The 17,260-nt window shown below is 57.4% G+C and carries 20 protein-coding genes; 14 read left to right on the top strand and 6 right to left on the bottom strand.

What is annotated here, in order from left to right; all coding sequences use genetic code 11:
* The first annotated feature begins 26 nt into the window (after positions 1-26).
* From ACR3E0_RS19390 to ACR3E0_RS19375, 4 genes are read left to right on the top strand one after another with little or no spacing between them, the layout of a single operon-like run.
* On the top strand, positions 27-1,193 hold the full coding sequence (locus ACR3E0_RS19390; RefSeq protein ID WP_480480644.1) for an ABC transporter ATP-binding protein: 1,167 nt from the start codon (positions 27-29) through the stop codon (positions 1,191-1,193).
* A complete protein-coding gene (locus ACR3E0_RS19385) occupies positions 1,193-2,083 on the top strand; it encodes an ABC transporter permease subunit (RefSeq protein ID WP_480480642.1) in 891 nt (296 codons plus the stop codon). The genes ACR3E0_RS19390 and ACR3E0_RS19385 overlap by 1 nt, the downstream gene beginning before the upstream one ends.
* Positions 2,080-2,898, top strand: a complete 819-nt coding sequence (locus ACR3E0_RS19380) for an ABC transporter permease (RefSeq protein WP_480480640.1) — start codon at positions 2,080-2,082, stop codon at positions 2,896-2,898. The genes ACR3E0_RS19385 and ACR3E0_RS19380 overlap by 4 nt, the downstream gene beginning before the upstream one ends.
* Positions 2,895-4,199, top strand: a complete 1,305-nt coding sequence (locus ACR3E0_RS19375) for an NAD(P)/FAD-dependent oxidoreductase (RefSeq protein WP_480480638.1) — start codon at positions 2,895-2,897, stop codon at positions 4,197-4,199. The genes ACR3E0_RS19380 and ACR3E0_RS19375 overlap by 4 nt, the downstream gene beginning before the upstream one ends.
* A gap of 9 nt (positions 4,200-4,208) precedes the next feature.
* Here ACR3E0_RS19375 and ACR3E0_RS19370 read toward each other — a convergent pair whose 3' ends face one another.
* The 3 genes from ACR3E0_RS19370 to ACR3E0_RS19360 all read right to left on the bottom strand — a co-directional run bounded on the left by ACR3E0_RS19370 (position 4,209) and on the right by ACR3E0_RS19360 (position 7,041).
* Complete coding sequence (locus ACR3E0_RS19370) at positions 4,209-4,994, bottom strand: phosphotransferase (RefSeq protein WP_480480636.1); 786 nt, start codon at positions 4,992-4,994, stop codon at positions 4,209-4,211.
* Positions 4,995-5,130: 136 nt separating this feature from the next.
* The gene (locus ACR3E0_RS19365; RefSeq protein WP_480480634.1) at positions 5,131-5,793 is read right to left on the bottom strand and encodes a flagellar hook capping FlgD N-terminal domain-containing protein; all 663 of its coding nucleotides are present in this window, start codon (positions 5,791-5,793) and stop codon (positions 5,131-5,133) included.
* A gap of 3 nt (positions 5,794-5,796) precedes the next feature.
* Entirely contained in the window at positions 5,797-7,041 is a 1,245-nt protein-coding gene (locus ACR3E0_RS19360; protein ID WP_480480632.1) for a flagellar hook-length control protein FliK, read from the bottom strand.
* A gap of 111 nt (positions 7,042-7,152) precedes the next feature.
* On the opposite strand from ACR3E0_RS19360, the gene ACR3E0_RS19355 reads away from it, so the two are divergent.
* The 6 genes from ACR3E0_RS19355 to ACR3E0_RS19330 all read left to right on the top strand — a co-directional run bounded on the left by ACR3E0_RS19355 (position 7,153) and on the right by ACR3E0_RS19330 (position 10,340).
* A complete protein-coding gene (locus ACR3E0_RS19355) occupies positions 7,153-7,428 on the top strand; it encodes a rod-binding protein (RefSeq protein WP_480480630.1) in 276 nt (91 codons plus the stop codon).
* Entirely contained in the window at positions 7,418-7,777 is a 360-nt protein-coding gene (locus ACR3E0_RS19350) for a flagellar biosynthesis protein FlgN (protein ID WP_480480628.1), read from the top strand. The genes ACR3E0_RS19355 and ACR3E0_RS19350 overlap by 11 nt, the downstream gene beginning before the upstream one ends.
* A 209-nt stretch (positions 7,778-7,986) precedes the next feature.
* Complete coding sequence (locus ACR3E0_RS19345; protein WP_480480627.1) at positions 7,987-9,228, top strand: flagellin N-terminal helical domain-containing protein; 1,242 nt, start codon at positions 7,987-7,989, stop codon at positions 9,226-9,228.
* Positions 9,229-9,308: 80 nt separating this feature from the next.
* A complete protein-coding gene (gene flaF, locus ACR3E0_RS19340; RefSeq protein WP_480480625.1) occupies positions 9,309-9,683 on the top strand; it encodes a flagellar biosynthesis regulator FlaF in 375 nt (124 codons plus the stop codon).
* A complete protein-coding gene (gene flbT, locus ACR3E0_RS19335; RefSeq protein ID WP_480480623.1) occupies positions 9,683-10,084 on the top strand; it encodes a flagellar biosynthesis repressor FlbT in 402 nt (133 codons plus the stop codon). The genes flaF and flbT overlap by 1 nt, the downstream gene beginning before the upstream one ends.
* A gap of 103 nt (positions 10,085-10,187) precedes the next feature.
* Positions 10,188-10,340, top strand: a complete 153-nt coding sequence (locus ACR3E0_RS19330; RefSeq protein WP_480480621.1) for a hypothetical protein — start codon at positions 10,188-10,190, stop codon at positions 10,338-10,340.
* A 153-nt stretch (positions 10,341-10,493) separates the two neighbouring features.
* Here the strand turns inward: ACR3E0_RS19330 and ACR3E0_RS19325 are convergent, their stop codons facing one another.
* The 3 genes from ACR3E0_RS19325 to ACR3E0_RS19315 all read right to left on the bottom strand — a co-directional run bounded on the left by ACR3E0_RS19325 (position 10,494) and on the right by ACR3E0_RS19315 (position 13,134).
* Positions 10,494-12,068 carry a DUF427 domain-containing protein gene (locus tag ACR3E0_RS19325; RefSeq protein ID WP_480480619.1) on the bottom strand — a complete coding sequence of 525 codons (1,575 nt, stop codon included), beginning with the start codon at positions 12,066-12,068 and terminating at the stop codon, positions 10,494-10,496.
* A gap of 105 nt (positions 12,069-12,173) precedes the next feature.
* On the bottom strand, positions 12,174-12,875 hold the full coding sequence (locus ACR3E0_RS19320) for a winged helix-turn-helix domain-containing protein (protein WP_480480618.1): 702 nt from the start codon (positions 12,873-12,875) through the stop codon (positions 12,174-12,176).
* Positions 12,847-13,134 carry a hypothetical protein gene (locus ACR3E0_RS19315; RefSeq protein WP_480480616.1) on the bottom strand — a complete coding sequence of 96 codons (288 nt, stop codon included), beginning with the start codon at positions 13,132-13,134 and terminating at the stop codon, positions 12,847-12,849. Before ACR3E0_RS19315 ends, ACR3E0_RS19320 begins: the two co-directional genes overlap by 29 nt.
* 175 nt (positions 13,135-13,309) lie before the next feature.
* Here ACR3E0_RS19315 and ACR3E0_RS19310 point away from each other — a divergent pair, with 175 nt between their 5' ends.
* From ACR3E0_RS19310 to ACR3E0_RS19295, 4 genes are all read left to right on the top strand, one after another.
* Positions 13,310-13,771 carry a hypothetical protein gene (locus ACR3E0_RS19310; RefSeq protein ID WP_480480614.1) on the top strand — a complete coding sequence of 154 codons (462 nt, stop codon included), beginning with the start codon at positions 13,310-13,312 and terminating at the stop codon, positions 13,769-13,771.
* A gap of 111 nt (positions 13,772-13,882) precedes the next feature.
* Positions 13,883-14,500: a ribonuclease HII gene (locus tag ACR3E0_RS19305; protein WP_480480612.1), complete on the top strand. Its 618-nt coding sequence runs from the start codon at positions 13,883-13,885 to the stop codon at positions 14,498-14,500.
* Positions 14,501-14,605: 105 nt separating this feature from the next.
* On the top strand, positions 14,606-15,709 hold the full coding sequence (locus ACR3E0_RS19300) for a DNA methyltransferase (RefSeq protein ID WP_480480610.1): 1,104 nt from the start codon (positions 14,606-14,608) through the stop codon (positions 15,707-15,709).
* Between the two features lie 140 nt (positions 15,710-15,849).
* Positions 15,850-17,232: an adenylate/guanylate cyclase domain-containing protein gene (locus ACR3E0_RS19295; RefSeq protein WP_480480608.1), complete on the top strand. Its 1,383-nt coding sequence runs from the start codon at positions 15,850-15,852 to the stop codon at positions 17,230-17,232.
* Positions 17,233-17,260 lie beyond the last annotated feature (28 nt).

The raw sequence follows: 17,260 nt of genomic DNA, 5'->3' as shown, positions 1-17,260 counted from the left end.
CTGCGCATGGTGGTTGCAAAGCCGCCATGCGCTTTTCCTGTCCAGACCGACATACGGGGGCCGCTTTGAACTCTACCGTCTTTGCGCCGTGGGAAGACCCGCAGGCGAAACCCTTGATCCAGTTCCAGAACGTGACCAAGCGTTTCGGCGAATTCACGGCTATCGACAACCTGTCGCTGGACATCTTCGAAAAAGAATTTTTTGCCCTGCTGGGACCATCGGGCTGTGGCAAGACAACGATGATGCGGATGCTGGCCGGGTTCGAAACCCCGACCGAAGGGCACATACTGCTGAGCGGGCAGGACATCGATCCGATCCCGCCTAATAAGCGGGCCGTGAACATGATGTTCCAGTCCTACGCCTTGTTCCCGCATCTGAGCGTGTGGGAAAATATCGCCTTTGGTCTGCGCCGGGACAACATGCCCAAACAAGATCTTGAAAACCGGGTCGAAGAAATGCTGCGCCTGACCCGGCTGGAGCAGTTCGCCCGGCGAAAACCGCACCAGATTTCAGGCGGCCAGCGCCAACGGGTGGCACTGGCGCGGTCTTTGGCAAAGGCGCCCAAACTGCTGTTGCTGGACGAACCGCTTGGTGCGCTTGACAAAAAGTTGCGGCAGGACACCCAGTTCGAGTTGATGGATATTCAGGAAAAAACCGGTACGACCTTTGTGATCGTGACCCATGATCAGGAAGAGGCGATGACCGTCGCCAGCCGTGTTGCGGTGATGGATCAGGGCCAGCTGATGCAAGTCGCCACACCTGACCGCATCTACGAAACCCCCAACTCGGTCTACGTTGCTGACTTTATCGGTGATGTGAATATCATCGAAGGGCGTGTAATGCCCAAAGGAGATGAGACCTACCAGATCGAATGGGCCGAAGGGCAGGCACCTTTAACGGCGAACTCGTCCGCCGGGTTATCTAACGGCCAATCCTGTCACCTGGCGATCCGACCCGAAAAGGTGACGATATCGGCAGAGCGCCCAGCAGAGGCCATTAATGCCATCCAGGGCAAGGTGCACGACATCGCCTATCTGGGGAACCTGTCCACCTATCACGTCGAACTGGCCAACGGCACGATCATCAAGGCGCAGACGGCCAACACAAGGCGCATATCGCGCCGATCCTTCACATGGGAAGACCCGGTCTGGCTGTCCTGGACCGCCACGGCAGCGGTTTTGCTGGCAGACTGATGCGCCGCGCTGTTCTGATCGCCATTCCCTATGTCTGGCTACTGGCCCTGTTTTTGGTGCCCTTTTTCATCGTTCTGAAGATTTCGTTGTCGGACACCGCGTTGGCCATTCCGCCCTACACGCCGACGCTGGATGTCTCGAAAGGCTGGGCAGGAATTCGGGAGTTTTTCAGCCAACTGGACCTGGAAAACTTTGTCTGGCTGACCGAGGATGATCTGTATTGGAAAGCGTATCTGTCCAGCGTTAGGATCGCACTGATTTCAACGGTGCTGACCTTACTGGTCGGATACCCGATCGCCTACGCGATGGCCCGCGCGCCGGTCGAGTGGCGCCCGACGCTCATGATGCTTGTGATTCTGCCCTTCTGGACGTCGTTTCTGATCCGCGTTTACGCGTGGATGGGCATTCTCAGCAACGAAGGGTATCTGAACCAACTGCTGCTCTGGACGGGCATCATTTCGACCCCGCTGACCATTCTGAACACAAACACGGCGGTCTATATCGGCATCGTCTACACCTATCTGCCCTTTATGATCCTGCCCATCTATTCCGCGCTCGAGCGTATGGACGGATCCCTGATCGAAGCGGCGGAGGATCTGGGCTGTTCCCGTCTGCAGGCGTTTTGGCTCGTGACCATTCCTCTGTCTCGCCCCGGTATCATCGCCGGGTGTTTCCTCGTGATGATCCCGGTGATCGGTGAGTTCGTGATCCCGTCGCTGTTGGGCGGATCAGGCACATTGATGATCGGCAAGGTGCTGTGGGAAGAGTTCTTCTCGAACCGAGACTGGCCTGTTGCCAGCGCTGTGGCGGTGGTTCTGCTGCTGATCCTGATCATCCCGATTGTGCTGTTCCAGCGTAACCAGCAAAATCAGACGGAGGCCGAGAAATGAACAGGCTAAGCTGGTTCAATGCGGTTTCCCTGACGCTGGGGTTCGCCTTTCTCTATATCCCGATGATCATCCTGATCATCTTCAGTTTCAATGAAAGCAAGCTGGTCACGGTGTGGGCGGGGTTCTCGACAAAGTGGTACGGAGAGCTGTTGCAGAATGAGGCTTTCCTCGACGCCGCCTGGGTCACCTTGCGGGTTGCGGTCTTTTCATCAACTTTGGCCACCATTCTGGGCACTGCAGCCGCCTATGTTCTGGTGCGCGGTGGACGGTTCTTTGGCCGAACGCTGTTTTCCGGCATGATCTATGCTCCGCTGGTGATGCCCGAGGTGATAACGGGTCTGTCACTGTTGCTCTTGTTCATCGGCATTGGCCTGGACCGTGGTATTCTGACCATCGTGCTGGCGCATACGACGTTTTCGATGTGCTTTGTCTCGGTCGTTGTGTCCTCGCGCCTTGTGACCTTTGATCAGTCTTTGGAAGAGGCGGCGCTGGATCTCGGGTGTTCGCCGGCGCAGGCTTTTCGTCTCGTGACGCTGCCGATCATAGCGCCCGCGGTGATATCGGGCTGGCTGCTGGCCTTTACCCTGTCTCTGGATGATCTGGTGATCGCCTCCTTTACCTCGGGCCCCTCCGCCACGACCTTGCCGATCAAGATCTTTTCAGCGGTCCGGCTTGGAGTCAGCCCTGAAATCAACGCACTTTCGACGTTAATGATCGCAGTTGTGACAGTGGGGGTGATCACCGCATCTCTGGTAACCAAGCGGGCGATGATGCGCCAGCGGCAGGATGAGATGGCCGCTGCGCGCGCCGAATGAAACGAATTTTCCCGAACTACACCTATGGGCCCGGTCCAAGAGAGGGGTGTTGGTGGGATGAAACGATCGCCGCCCCGGACTGGCCTGTTCTTCAGGATAATGCAACGGTCGACGTTGCCATCATCGGCGGCGGTTTCACCGGTGTCGCTGCGGCATTGCATCTGTCTGAGAGCAATACGTCCGTCGCCGTGGTCGAAGCGGAAACCCCGGGCTGGGGCGCTTCCGGTCGAAACGGCGGGTTTTGTTGCTTGGGCGGATCGAAGCTGGGCCACGGTTCGCTGGTGCGCCGACATGGGAGTGAGGCAGCGCAGGCCTATGCCCGGGCTGAGGCAGATGCCGTTCAGCTGGTTTCCACTCTGTTAAGGACACACGGCATTGATGCGGACACGCATTCAAGGGGGGAAACGCAACTGGCGCATTCCCGCCGCGCGATGGAGCACTTGCGAAAGACCGCCGATGAAAACGGTGTGTTGCATGAGATGAAAGACTTGCCGGGGCTCGGCATGGGCGGCGCGTTTTTCGGCGGGTATTCCACACGGGTTGGATTTGGCCTGAACCCAAGAAAATACCTGTTTGGTCTGGCCGACGTCGCAAGATCTCGGGGCGCAGAGTTCTTCCAAAAGAGCCCTGTTCTGAACATCCAAAAGACTTCGTCAGGTTTTCAACTGCAAACACCGACCGGTCAGATCACGGCCTCGAAAGTTCTTATTTGCACCAATGGTTATTCCAGCGAAGACGTACCAGCTTGGCTGGGCGGTCGATACATGCCGGCGCAATCCACCGTGTTGGTGACGCGTCCACTGACCCAATCTGAACTGGATGCGCAGGGCTGGACGTCAGATCAGATGAGCCACGACACACGACACCTTTTGCATTACTTTCGCCTGATGCCGGACCGGCGCTTTCTGTTCGGCATGCGGGGTGGGTTGCGGTCATCGCCCGCCGCCGAGGCTGCCATCCGGCGTAAGGTGCAACACGACTTTCACGCCATGTTCCCGGCGTGGTCCCAAGTCGAGGTGACCCATATCTGGTCGGGAATGGTGTGCCTATCGCGGGGTTTGGTGCCCTTTGCTGGTCCTGTGCCGGGGCAGACCGGTATGTATGCGGGGTTTGCCTACCATGGAAACGGGGTGGCCATGGGAACCTATTGCGGTCGCGCACTGGCGCGCATGGCTTTGGGGCAGGGTAGCGAGTTACCGGAGCCGATGATGCAGACACCTCGCCGATTTCCGTTCGGACCCTGGCGCCGGGCTGTTATGCCGCCCGCCTATGCGGCCATGGCGCTTGCCGATCTTTGGTGACCGGTCGGCCTAGAGCCTGCCCATTTCCAGCCGCAAGCCTTCTGAATAATCGGGGGCCCCGTTCTCGACCCGCCAGAGGCAATATGCGGCCATGCGCCAAGAGTACCACGGGCGCAGCGCACAAAAGCGCGTGACGATCTCGCGGTGTCCATAGGCTTCCAGAAACTGGTCTTCCTCTGCCCGGCTCAGGGGCGCTCCCCGGTACAATCGCTGCATGGCTGGCGAGGTGAACAGGGCCAAATCCTCACAAGGATCTCCCATTGCCGGACATTGCCAATCAATGAGCGTCAGGCCGCTGTGTGCCACCAGAATGTTTCCCGGCACGGGATCGCCATGTATCAGGCACTTTCGGGTCGTCGGGCGGATCGTTCCCGAAGGGCGCAGCTTGGCCAGAGCTTCGCGGGCGTCAGGCGAACACTTGGCCAGTATCTCTTGCCCATGGGTCGCCAGATCTGCGCTGCCATTGCAGCCATTCGGGACAGGGACCGAAACCGGCAACGCATGCAGGTTACGCAGCAATCTGCCAACGGGTGCGGGGTCCGTCTTCCAGGGCGCGCCGGGCGCGTGGTCATAGAGAACCCAATGATTGTCTTCATGCTGGCCCAAGGCACGCAGACGCGGCGCAAAACCTGTGGCCTCAAGCGCTTGGAGGCAACCGGCCTCCTGTTCCGCATCGTTCCGAAACAAGGGGTTGCGCAGGGACTTGCGATAAAGCTTCAGCACCTTGTCGCCGCCATCGCCCAGCACTTTCCACACCTGATTGGTGCGACCACCATACAGGGTTTCAAACTGCACGCCTTGGTCAACCAACCTCCGGGCGCAAAGTTGGTGAACGAGATCTGAGGGCGGAAGAGGGCGGTCGGGCAGGTGCTTTACCAGTTCATTGGGCGAGTCGGAATTTGCCAAGCTTTGGCCCGTCTCGCCCTGCAGATCAAGCGCCTGTTCGGATCGCCATGACCTGTCCGGCGGAAACCACCTCGCCGCTTTCCAGGGTCAGAAGGATCGCATCGCTGCCCAACTGGGCTTCAACCACACGGTTGAACGTTGAGACCGGTGTCTCAGAGAGTAACTTTCCGTCCTTGTAGCTTTCCAGCGTCGCCGAGTAACGACCGGCGTCCAGCGGATTTCCGGCCTTGTCCGTCCCGGCCCAGACAAACTCGGGTTCAGCCTCAGGGATCGTGATTCGATCGATGACCTCATCATCGGCATTGCGCAGCACCAAAACGGCCTCATCCGCAGTTGGGTCGGGTTCGGAATACAAGTTTACGGGCGCACCTTCGAATTGAAAGGCTGACGCTGTGCGCACATCCATACCGACCCAGCCGGCCAGTTCGTCCAGAGTGACGCTGCCCATCGTTGCAGCCAGAACGGACAAAAGATCGTTGGTCTGAACCTGCTGCTCCACCATCGAAAACTGTGCAAGTTGCGAGGCGTATTGCGATGAATCCATGGGTTCAAGAGGATCCTGATTTCTGGCCTGCGCCGTGAGCATAAGCAGAAATGTCTCAAAATCCGATGTCACAACCGACGTTTGCGAGGCCCCGGAGGATTGCGTTTGCGCGGCGGCTTGTGCGGATTGGGTTGGAGTGATCATGCGTCAAAGCCTCATATCAATGCCACGGCCCGTGCTCTTGCCGGGAACAACGGGAACGTCCTGTGCCGCCACCTCGTCAGACGACGAATCGAAATGTGAGCCGGAACCGGATCCCATATCCTGCTGTTTGGTGTCCGCAGACGTCCCAAGATCCAGAGAAAGCCCGCTATAGCCCAGTTTCTGGAACTCCGCCGTCAGGACCGAGATGTGACGGCGCATCAGATCCAGAGTTTCAGGCCGGTCAACGGCGATTGTCATGTGCAATCCGTCTTCCCGACCGTTGAGCACAATGGAGACGCGTCCAAGCTCTTCTGGGTTGAGGGCGATTTCCACCGTTCCGGCACCGGGCCGAGACTGGATCATCGCGGCCATCTGCCCGGCAATGGCCCGCGCCACTTCGGCGCGTACTGCCGCCGGAACCGAACTCAATTGCTGGAGCGTGTCCCGATTGGCCTGGAAGGAGGCTTCGTCGGGTACTGCGAGAAGACTGTCCACCTCGCGACCGGCAGTGGTCTGGTCGGTGTCTGCGACCCTGGCCGATGCCATGAGTTGCATTTGCACCAATGTCGGGCTGCTGTTAGCGGTCGTTGCTTTTGTCTGTTGCGCGGGCTCGGTTGGCTGCGCTGTCTGTCTGTCCGGTTTTGCTTTGTCTTCCGCACGTCCGGCAGAAGATGGCCTTTCTTCGAGCTCACCTAAACGCTTCCGCCGCTCGGATGCGCTGCTGTCGGACAGATTGGCAATTGGCGGTGCAGTTTCGGGTGACGGCCGATTCGTATCACCTTCGCTCGAATAGGCCGGCCCTGTTTGCGGCGCATTTGCACGGCTCGTCTTGCCCTCAATAGGTGCGGCGTTAGGGCGGTCGGGACTTTGTGCGCCACCGAGCGTGTCAGCGTTCGAAACGGGTGATACCTGATCCGCCCGCGTGCTTTGGGGCAATCCCTTGTCGCCCACATCGGATGGCAGTGGTTCGTCCTCACCCGACCGTATCGGATCAGACGTGCGCGCCTCCGTCATTGTGTCTTGCGGCAACGCTGTCTCGGTCTCGACGGTGGGTGACTCCGTTGCGTGTTCAGGGTCTACCGACTGCGTTTTACCAATTTCGGGATCCGACTCACCCTTTTCAGGGTCCTGAGACAGGACATCCTGAAAACTCGTCGATCCTTTGGACTCCTGCTGATCCCGCTGGCGTGCATCGGGTTTGGCAGTCCCATTCGGCGTTGATGTCGCCAGCATTAGCGGGTTGGGCATTTGCTCCGGCTCCGTCATGTTCGACCCGAAACCTGCCCTCAGGAAGTTACGTTTTTTTTAACCGCAATCATTTTTGATTGGGACAGTTCGAAGCAAATTTCGGAGAAAGCTATGAAGATTCCGGCATCTGCCACCATACCGCAGGTTCAATCCCCTTCGGTTCGACTGCAGGCTGCGGCGGTCGAACTGGAAGCAGCGTTTTTGACCGAGATGCTGAAATCCGCAGGGCTAGGCAAAAGCCGCCAGTCCTTTGGAGGAGGTGCCGGGGAAGATCAGTTCGCCTCATTTCTGGTTCAGAATCAGGCCCGGCAACTGGCACAGTCCGGCGGCGTCGGTCTGTCCGAAATTCTGCTCAAGTCAATGATGGAGAAACCCAATGACGGCTGAATCCGATGCAACCCTTATCAAAACACTTGAAGAGGTTCTGGACCTTGAGCGTACAGCGCTTGTTGAGGGTGATCTGGACCGCTTGAACACGATGGCGCCCGAGAAAGAAAAACTGATTGGTGCAATCAACGACCTTGGGGTCTTGTACAGCGATGATCTTATCCGTGTCCAAAAAAAGGTCGAACGCAATCAGGCCTTGCTGAACAGTGCCGCAGATGGAATTCGCGCCGTAGTCAGTCGGATGGCAGAACTACGAAAGGTCCGGCAGGAATTCACTACCTATGGCGCAGACGGGCAGCGTAACGGCTTTGCGGTGCGCAGCAACGCAAAGCTGGAAAAACGGGCTTGAGCCGGGGTTTGATTCAAATCCGATATTTCCGGTTCTCGCGTCTTAGCATTCCGTTAGGGGATCAGCATCAAAAGTGGTGCTGCACTTGAAACAGCAGGTGGCGCGAACAACCGCACGGTTCGTCGCACAGGTCAGAAAGACATCAATGCCCGCGTTTCAGGCGGGGCGATCATGGGCGCAAAATGCCCGAACGGAAAAGGATGACAACTATGTCCAGTATTCTGACGAACAATGGCGCGATGGTCGCGCTGCAAACCCTCAAATCGGTCAACAAGAACCTGGCACAGACGCAGAATGCGATCTCGACCGGTAAGGACATCGCAACCGCCAAAGACAACTCGGCCGTCTGGGCGATTTCCAAAGTGATGGAATCGGACGTCAAAGGATTCAACGCCATCAAGGACAGTCTCGCCTTGGGTGAATCCACCGTTGCGGTGGCTCGTAATGCCTCGGAAACCGTAACTGACCTGCTGACGCAGATGAAGGAAAAAATCGTTGCTGCACAGGAGGATAACGTTGACCGTGATAAGATCAATGATGACGTTTCTGCTCTGCGCGATCAGATTGCTTCGGTCGTTGGCGCCGCCCAGTTCAACGGCCTCAACCTTGTAGACGGATCTGCCGGCACGGCGTCAATTCTTGCCTCGCTGGATCGGGGGGCCTCGGGCGCCGTCACGGCGTCTTCGATTTCGGTTGCCAGCCAAGACCTGTCTACCGGCGGATATGTCAGTAAGGCTGTTCTGGCCGGGTCTGACAACACGGCCACTGATAACGATGCCGCAGGCTTCACAATGGATAAGGACACGGGCACCGGGACAATTGTCATTGACAGTTCAACCGACAACTTCGCGGTTGGTGACAGCGTGTCGATCACTGTTGGTGATCAGACCGTGTCCTATACGGTGCAAGACTCCGACCTTGATCCGTCCGGAACCTATGACGCCGCCTATACCGATGCGGTTGTCGCAGTTGGGCTGAAGAACCAGATCGATGCTCTGGGGGTTCAGGGTTTGTCGATCGACTATGACCCCACCGCAGAAGGCACGTTGTCTTTTGTGACCGGTACGGGTGCGGATGCCGCTGATCGGGACGTGTCTGTTTCGGCGCAGTTCACCAACGCCGGTTCCGGTGGCCTTGGAGCATTGGCATCCATTGATGTGAGCACGGATGCAGGTGCGGTTGCCGCTCTGGGGACCATTGAAACGCTGATCGACACGACGATTGACGCATCGGCGGCCTTTGGTTCGGCACAAGGACGGATCGAGACGCAGAAAGAGTTCATCTCGAACCTGTCTGACTCGTTCAAATCCGGTATCGGATCGCTTGTCGATGCGGATATGGAAGAGACGTCGGCCCGGTTGCAGGCGCTGCAGGTGCAGCAGCAGCTGGCGACGCAGTCTCTCTCGATTGCAAACCAGGCACCGCAGTCGATCCTGTCTCTGTTCCGCTAATTCAGGAACCTGGCCGGGGCGCAAGAATGGCGCCCCGGTCCTCTTGACCGCCTGAAGATGGCTCATTGGAAGGACTACAAGTGACACCTCAAACGCTTGCTCACCGCGCCTACGCGCAGACTGCCGCTCCGACACGCACACCGCGGGATACGGAGTATGAGGCAATTTCGAAGATTACGCATCGCCTGAAGGCGGCGGCGGCGCGCAGGAAAACGGATTTTGGCGGATTCGTTCATGCGCTGCACGAAAACAGGCGGCTTTGGACGGTTCTGGCGACAGGGGTTTCAGATTCCGATAACGGGTTGCCGAATGACCTGCGCGCCCGGATTTTCTATCTGGCCGAGTTCACCGAACAGCACAGCAGCCAGGTGCTGGGAAACAACGCAACGGTTGAACCCTTGCTCGAGATCAACATGGCTGTTCTGCGCGGACTTCGTCAGATTGGAGCAGCATGATGAGTGGGCTGGTCTTAAAGCTTGCCCCGAAGGAACGGGTTCTGATTAACGGTGTGGTCATCGAAAACGGTGATCGCCGTGGACGGTTCTCGATCATGACACCGCAGGCAAACGTGCTGCGCCTGAGGGATGCGATCCACCCGGATGAAGTAAACACACCGGTTCGACGCGTGTGCTATGCCGCGCAACTGGTTTTGTCCGGGGACATGGAGCCAGATCAGGCACGACAGCAACTGTTGCGCCGGGTGGAGGAGTTGAGTCAGGTGTTCACCGATTCGGACAGCCGCCGGGTTCTGGCCGAGGCGACCGAAGCGCTGGTTGCGGAACAGTATTACAAATGCCTGAAGTCTCTGAGGTCGCTGCTGCCGCGCGAAGAGCGGTTGATGGCCTATCAGCAATGACGTTTCAGCCTGTCATCCCCACACGCGGACTGGTCTGCCTGCAGCGTTCGCGTAACTGGACATTGATACGCAGTTACGGGAGTTCAAAGACCGGTTGTTTCAGATGACGGGATCAGACGATCTGGCTCGGTTCGCAGATCAGGACGCTGTTGAGAAACTGACAGATACTTATCTGGCGCGACGTCGGATCGCAGAGTTACAAAACACGATTTCGCCGCCTCAGACGGCCCTCATCTTGTTGCGGGCTGCAAGCTGAAGCGCGAAACTCAGAGTCTTTTGTGCCAGGCACGCACCGCAACACCAGGTCGGTGGCAGGGCACAAACATGTGCGGACCTTCAAACGCTCGACACCGTCAGGCCGCTGGGGCGGGCCCGTTCAAAGTTGGTCGAAGCTAAATTCCAGATCAGGTTACCCGTTTAGAACGGCGTCCGCCGAGGTGCGCAATGCGTATGACGTCACAGGTTGCGAAACGTTGTGCAGGTTTACAGCGCCAAGTGGCAGCGCATCGACGCAGGCAGGTTCTATGTCTTCCGACACGACGATGCGGTGACCTGCTGCTTTGCCATATTCACCCAACCGGGCGGCAACATTTGCGGCCTGACCGATCACGGTAAAATCCAGCCGCTCCCGCGAACCAACGTTACCGTAGGTCACGCGTCCGAACGCCACGCCGATGGAGCAGTCGCAATGCACATCGGTCCCGGATTTGCGCAGGTCGGCGAGTTTTTCGACGATCTCTATGGCTGTATTCTGCGCGTTTTTGCGTGCGGACGCGGCATCATCATCAACCACCGGAAAGACCGCGAGGACCGCGTCGCCGATAAACTTCAAAACCTCGCCCCCGTTGCTATGTGCAATACCGGAGACCGTTTCGAAGAAGTCATTGAGAAGGTTGATATAGGCTTCTCGACCAAGTTGCTCTTCCAGACTTGTTGAGTTGCGCAGATCGCAGAACATGATTGCCGCGTCGATTTCGTCGCCATCACCGCGTCTGATCTCACCGCCCAGCACGCGGGCGCCTGAGCGTTTACCAACATATGTTTCCAGCAACACCTGCGCGTTTTCGCGCTGCATGAATACCTCGTAATACCGTGCGATCACGGTCGAGCATTCGAAAACCAGGCCGAGGTTTTCCGTCGTGAACCCATCCGGATGATCGCAGGTCAGGGTCAGCACATTGGTCCGGCCGTCCGAAAACGGCAGCGGCATGGCGACATAGTCCGTCGCGCCCTTGGCCCGCAGATCCTCGATGATCGGGAAATTGTACTGCGGATCCTTGCTATTCAGTCTTTGGCGAATACCGCCTAGCCCGTTCGACACATGGCGCAACGGGCTGTTGATGAAAGAAGGGTGATCGTGGATTTCATATGTGGGGGCGTGGGTCAGGATTTCGGTCTGACCCTTTTCCCAGATATAATGCTTGCCTGCGATCAACGGATGCAGGGACCATGCCAGGATACTCAGACGTTGAATGGCAATGCCATGCTCCAGCATCTTTTCCGCAAGGTCTCTGGTAAAGGCTTCAGGCGTGTCGGCCTGCGACGCGCCTCGCATGAGCCAGTCGATCAAGGGACCGCTGATGTTTCCGTCATCGGGCTCGCGCAGGCGATTGGTTCCCAGATCGACACGGGTGTAGGCGTCCGGCATGAACGCGATGTGACCCTGGATCGCTCTGCTTTCCGGAAGGGCGTCTTCATATGCCCAGACGGAGTTGGGCAGGTGTTCACTGGACACCACAAAGTCGTGATAGGTGGCCGTCCCCTTGAAAGGGCAAAAGGTTTGCAAATCGGTTTCTTCGCCAAGATCCACGCAAACATCTTCGCGTGGAAAATAGATGGCTGGCGGCAGCCGCGTTTCGTACATGACCTTGGCGTTCTGACTTTCGGCCAACAAAACATCGTTGCGGTAGATGGCGACTCTGCCTCTCAACCGTTCAATCGAGATTCCATAGCCTTTGATTTTCGGTGCGGCGTGGACGTTCATGATCGACCTCCCTTGCCTGGGGCTTCAATAGAATGGGCGCTTGCGGGAGCTATTCCAAGAGGTAAAAAGGGATTTAACCAAGCTAACCCATAAGAGACGCCGAAATCAGACCATTTGAATCACGTCTTTTTCGATGGAAAGCATGTAGCCTTTTTTCGCGATGTTCTTGACCAGCAGTTCACTGACCATCTGGTTCCCCAGTGCATCGCGCAGTCGCTTGATTCGTGTGGCCCCGGCGGCTTCGTCACAATCCGCGGCGTCGCGGCCTGAAATCATGCCTTCGATCTGGGCACCCGAAAGGACCTCGTCATCCAAACGGGATTCGGCCAAAACCGACAGGGTTTCCATGGCCGCCGGCGTTAGTTTGAAGTCCATGTTGTTGAGGTAGACAGTGTTTTCTTCGCGGCTGATCAAAAGGGATGTGACCTGAATGCCTGTGCGCTCAATCTGCGCCATGCGACGGTTCAGCAATACGAGCATGACGAGGAACACCAGGGCTGAGATCAGCATCGCACAGGCGAATACGAGCAGGACGTAAATCACCATCCGATAGCTGGCCAGCGTGTCCGCAAAAGCGGTGCCGGACTGTGCCAGAATTTCCAGCAGACGGATTTCGGCCTGAGAGGTCAGATCACTTTCGACGAACAGACGCTCCACGCGTGCATTAAACGCGTTCGCGTCCGGAAGCGACCAGAACAGGAAAACGGCGGCGGTTGCCAGGACCGCGACAATCGCTGCAATTCCCAGGCCGACCAGCCGAACACCGGACCGCCGCGCCTCAGAAACGGAGATAGAATTTTCCGGCATTGGCCTTCCTTTGATCCAACCCTTCCGGTCCAAACAGGGACTGGACGTTCAGCAAGGTCCACCCCGAAGCCTTGAGGCGCTGGGCAACCTCTTGCTGGGCCTGCCCTTTGTCGCAGGCCGAGACCTGCATCACGCCGTAGTGCAGGCGTAAGGGATTGTCCTGCTTGGCCTTGTAATCCGCGTAACAATCTGCCGCCGACGCCGCAGACCCAAGCGATATCAGGGCCGCGCAGGCCAGAGAAGAGAGGATCTGTTTCATAGGCCGCATCCTGCGCATGGGTTGGCCTGATATTCAATAACTCAAGGGGTTTGCGGGCCCTGATATCGGATAACACTTTGCCGTTATTGCCTGTCCGACGGTGCCGCACTCAGTGTTGGTGCATCAAGGACGCGGTCCAATGCGGGTCGCAAAAGAATCCAAAAGGACACGCATCATGCACAAGAAATTCATAGCTCTGATCGTTGCGACAGCAGTCGTTGTTACCGGGGTCTCCGCGTCTCAGGCGCGCGCAGCGGATGCCAAGGACATTCTTGGCGGTCTGGCCGCAATCGCGATCATTGGTGCGGCCGTCAATCATTACAACAAGGAAAAGCGACGGGACGAAGTGGCGCGCCAGTACAATCCGGTTCCAATTGATCGCCATGTAAAAAAACACAAGGTGCGGCCCTTGCCCAATCGTGTGGCGCGCTATGATCTGCCTCAACGCTGCCTGCGTACCTATGATGGCTATGCGCAACGCCCCTTGCTCAGGCCCAAATGCCTGAACAAGCATTACAAACACGCCAATAGCCTGCCGCAACAATGCAAGGTTGGTTTCTGGGACGGCAACAAAGTAAGGCAAGCCTATGAGCCCGCCTGTCTTCGTCAGAAAGGATACCGCGTGGTTTACCAGTAAGCGTTTTCGAGCAGGAGCGGTGCCACAGAAGCACCGCGCCGGGAGGGGGTGGCGACCGCTGCCCCCTCCTTTTTTCTTGCGAACCCGCGCCAAACGCGGTTTTTCGTGGTCATGACAACACCGAATTATGACCTTGAACAGTCACTGCGAAAGCAGGGCTATGTCCGTATCGCCGGCGTAGACGAGGTCGGGCGCGGACCCTTGGCCGGACCGGTGGTCGCCGCTGCTGTCATCTTGAATGCGCGTGACATACCCAACGGCCTGAATGATTCAAAAAAACTGACAGCCAAGCGGCGTGCAGGACTAGAGGCTGCAATACGTGAGCGGGCGGCCTGCGCGATCGGTGAGGCGTCGGTTGCCGAAATTGACCGGATCAACATTCTGCGGGCGTCGCATCTGGCGATGGAACGTGCCGTTGCGGCGTTGGATCCCGCCCCGGATTTTCTGCTGATCGATGGGAACCTGATCCCAGGCGGAGTGCTGATCCCATCCGAAGCGGTGGTCAAGGGAGATGGGCGGTCCGTTTCAATCGCGGCGGCTTCGGTCATCGCGAAAAACTGGCGAGATCAACTGATGGTGGATTTGGCGCAACAGCATCCGGGCTATGGGTGGGAGACAAACGCGGGCTATCCGTCAAAACAACACAAAGACGCGCTGCGAAATCTGGGCGTGACCCCACATCATAGGCGTTCGTTCAAACCGGTCCACAATATCTTGTATCAAGAGTAAATCGTAAGTTGCTGATTCAAAAAAGAATTTGACGCCGAATCGTCTTTGACTCATCCTTGTCTCAACCAAATGAGCGCAAAAGCGCCGTGGAACCGAGGCAGTGATATGACCACAACCAAGACAAAGGGCGCAACCGCGCTCCCTTTAAACACGATTCTATCAGGAGACTGCATCGAAGTGATGAACAGTCTTCCCGAGGCGTCGGTTGATCTGATCTTTGCGGACCCGCCCTACAACCTGCAGCTCAAAGGTCAGTTGCACCGACCCGACAACAGCCAGGTGGACGCGGTTGACGATCATTGGGATCAGTTTTCCAGTTTTGGGGCTTATGATCAGTTTACGCGAGAATGGTTGAAGGCGGCGCATCGTGTGCTCAAGCCGAATGGCGCGATTTGGGTGATCGGGTCGTATCACAACATCTTCCGCGTTGGGTCGGCCTTGCAGGATGCGGGCTATTGGATCCTGAACGACGTTGTCTGGCGCAAGTCGAACCCGATGCCGAACTTCCGGGGCAAGCGGTTCACCAACGCGCATGAAACGATGATCTGGGCGTCCAAGCAGGAAGGCGCCAAATATACCTTCAATTACGAAGCTCTGAAGGCCCTGAACGAAGGCGTGCAAATGCGCAGCGATTGGGTGCTGCCGATCTGCACCGGGCATGAGCGTCTGAAGGATGAAAATGGCGACAAGGCACATCCGACGCAAAAACCGGAATCACTGCTTCATCGTGTGTTGATTGGGTCGACCAATCCTGGTGATGTGGTGCTGGACCCGTTCTTTGGTACCGGCACGACCGGTGCAGTGGCCAAGATGCTGGGCCGTGAGTTCATTGGGATCGAGCGCGAGGACAGCTATCGCAAGGTGGCCGAAAAGCGGATTGCGAAGGTGCGCAAGTTTGACCGGGAAGCGCTGGAAGTCAGCGCCAGCAAGCGCGCCGAGCCACGTGTTCCATTTGGCCAATTGGTTGAACGCGGCTTGCTGCGCCCGGGCGAAGAACTCTTTTCGATGAACCAACGCCACAAGGCAAAAGTGCGCGCAGACGGCACCCTGATCGGGCAAAACGTTAAAGGTTCGATCCACCAGGTCGGGGCGCATCTGGAAAACGCGCCATCGTGCAATGGCTGGACCTACTGGTGTTTCAAGCGCGACGGAAAGACGGTGCCGATTGATGTGCTGCGTCAGCAGATCCGCGCCGAGATGCACAGCTGATTATCAAATACCGCCGGTGCCTGTGGCCTGACACATGGCACTAAGCCTTGCCCCGCCGATGATACGGCGGGGTCTTTTGTTTTTGGCCAAGGAATGATTGCATACGTCAACCCCGTCAGAACGTATAGGAGCGCTGACTCTTGACCGACGTCGCACCCACACAGTCCCGCTTTGGCCGTTTTTTCATAACCCAGCCAGATGACTTTGATCTGGACCATAAATACGCCGAAGCAGCCCTGGAGCGGCACAAGCGCGAAGGGCTTGAACTGGCTGTCAGGGCCCGTTGGGTAGCCATGGGTTTGACCGGGATTTTGCTGATCTATCTGAATCCGAATTGGGAGGTCCTGTACTACCACTTCATCCTGTTGCTGATCTGTACAAACGGCTGGTTGATCCAACGTGCCGGGCGGGTTGGACAATCCAGGATCGAACTGCTTTTGATCTTTGCCGATCTGCTGATCATGACGCTTGGGATGATCGTTCCAAATCCCTTCAGCGACGATGTGCGGCCTCTGGCGACGCAATTCCGGTTCGATAACTTCCAGTATTTCTTCATTATTCTTGCAGCAGGGACGCTGGCCTATTCCTGGCGCACGGTTGTTGCCATCGGGACGTGGACGGCGATGATTTGGACCGTTGGTTGGATCATAGCCTGGTGGGTTGCGATGCCGTTCCCTGAATTGGGCGAGAGGGTTTTTGTTGCGTTGCAGGGCTATCCGGACCTGCAGGGCTTGCTCGATCCTAACAATTTTCTTGTGTCGCTGCGCATTCAGGAAGTCATAGTGTTCGTGATGGTTGCCGTGACCTTGGGTGTTTCGATGCGACGGCTGAACCATCTGCTGATGACCAATGCGGGGTTGGAGCGGGAGCGTGCAAACCTGTCCCGGTACTTCTCACCCAACGTGGTCGACGAACTCAGCCAGAATGACGAACCGCTGAAGCAGGTGCGAAAGGAAAACATCGCCGTTCTGTTCATCGACATTGTGGGATTCACCAAGTTTGCCGCGGGGCGAGATCCGTACGATGTGATCGAGGTTCTGCGTGGCTTTCATGCACGGATGGAAGCCGAGGTGTTCAGACATCACGGCACGCTGGACAAGTATCTTGGGGATGGCCTGATGGCGACGTTTGGAACACCGGTGCCGACGCCGTTGGATGCCACCAATGCGTTGTCTTGTGCGCGATCGATGGTGGATGTGGTCGAGCGTTGGAACCTGGAACGGCGCCGGACCGGAGAACCTGAGATCCAAGTAGGAATTGGCGTTCACTACGGATCGGTCGTTCTGGGCGACATTGGCGCCAACCGGCTCGAATTCGCAGTCATCGGAGATGCGGTGAACGTGGCGGCCAAGCTGGAAGCAATGACGCGTGAAATTGGTGCGCGCGTCGTGATCAGCGATGCGTTGCGTAAGCAGGTAGTGGCCGAAGGCCCTCCGGGTCAGAGCCTGATGGATGAGTTTGTCCTGCGTCCTGATCAGGCTGTGCGCGGGGTGGAGAACCATATGGATGTTTGGATGATCTGACGAAGGTTCCCGCCGCCCATCACCGCAT

This window comes from Ruegeria sp. AJ12, assembly GCF_056536245.1.
Note: the sequence above shows the minus strand (reverse complement) of the source record. Positions and strands in the feature narration are given on the sequence as shown.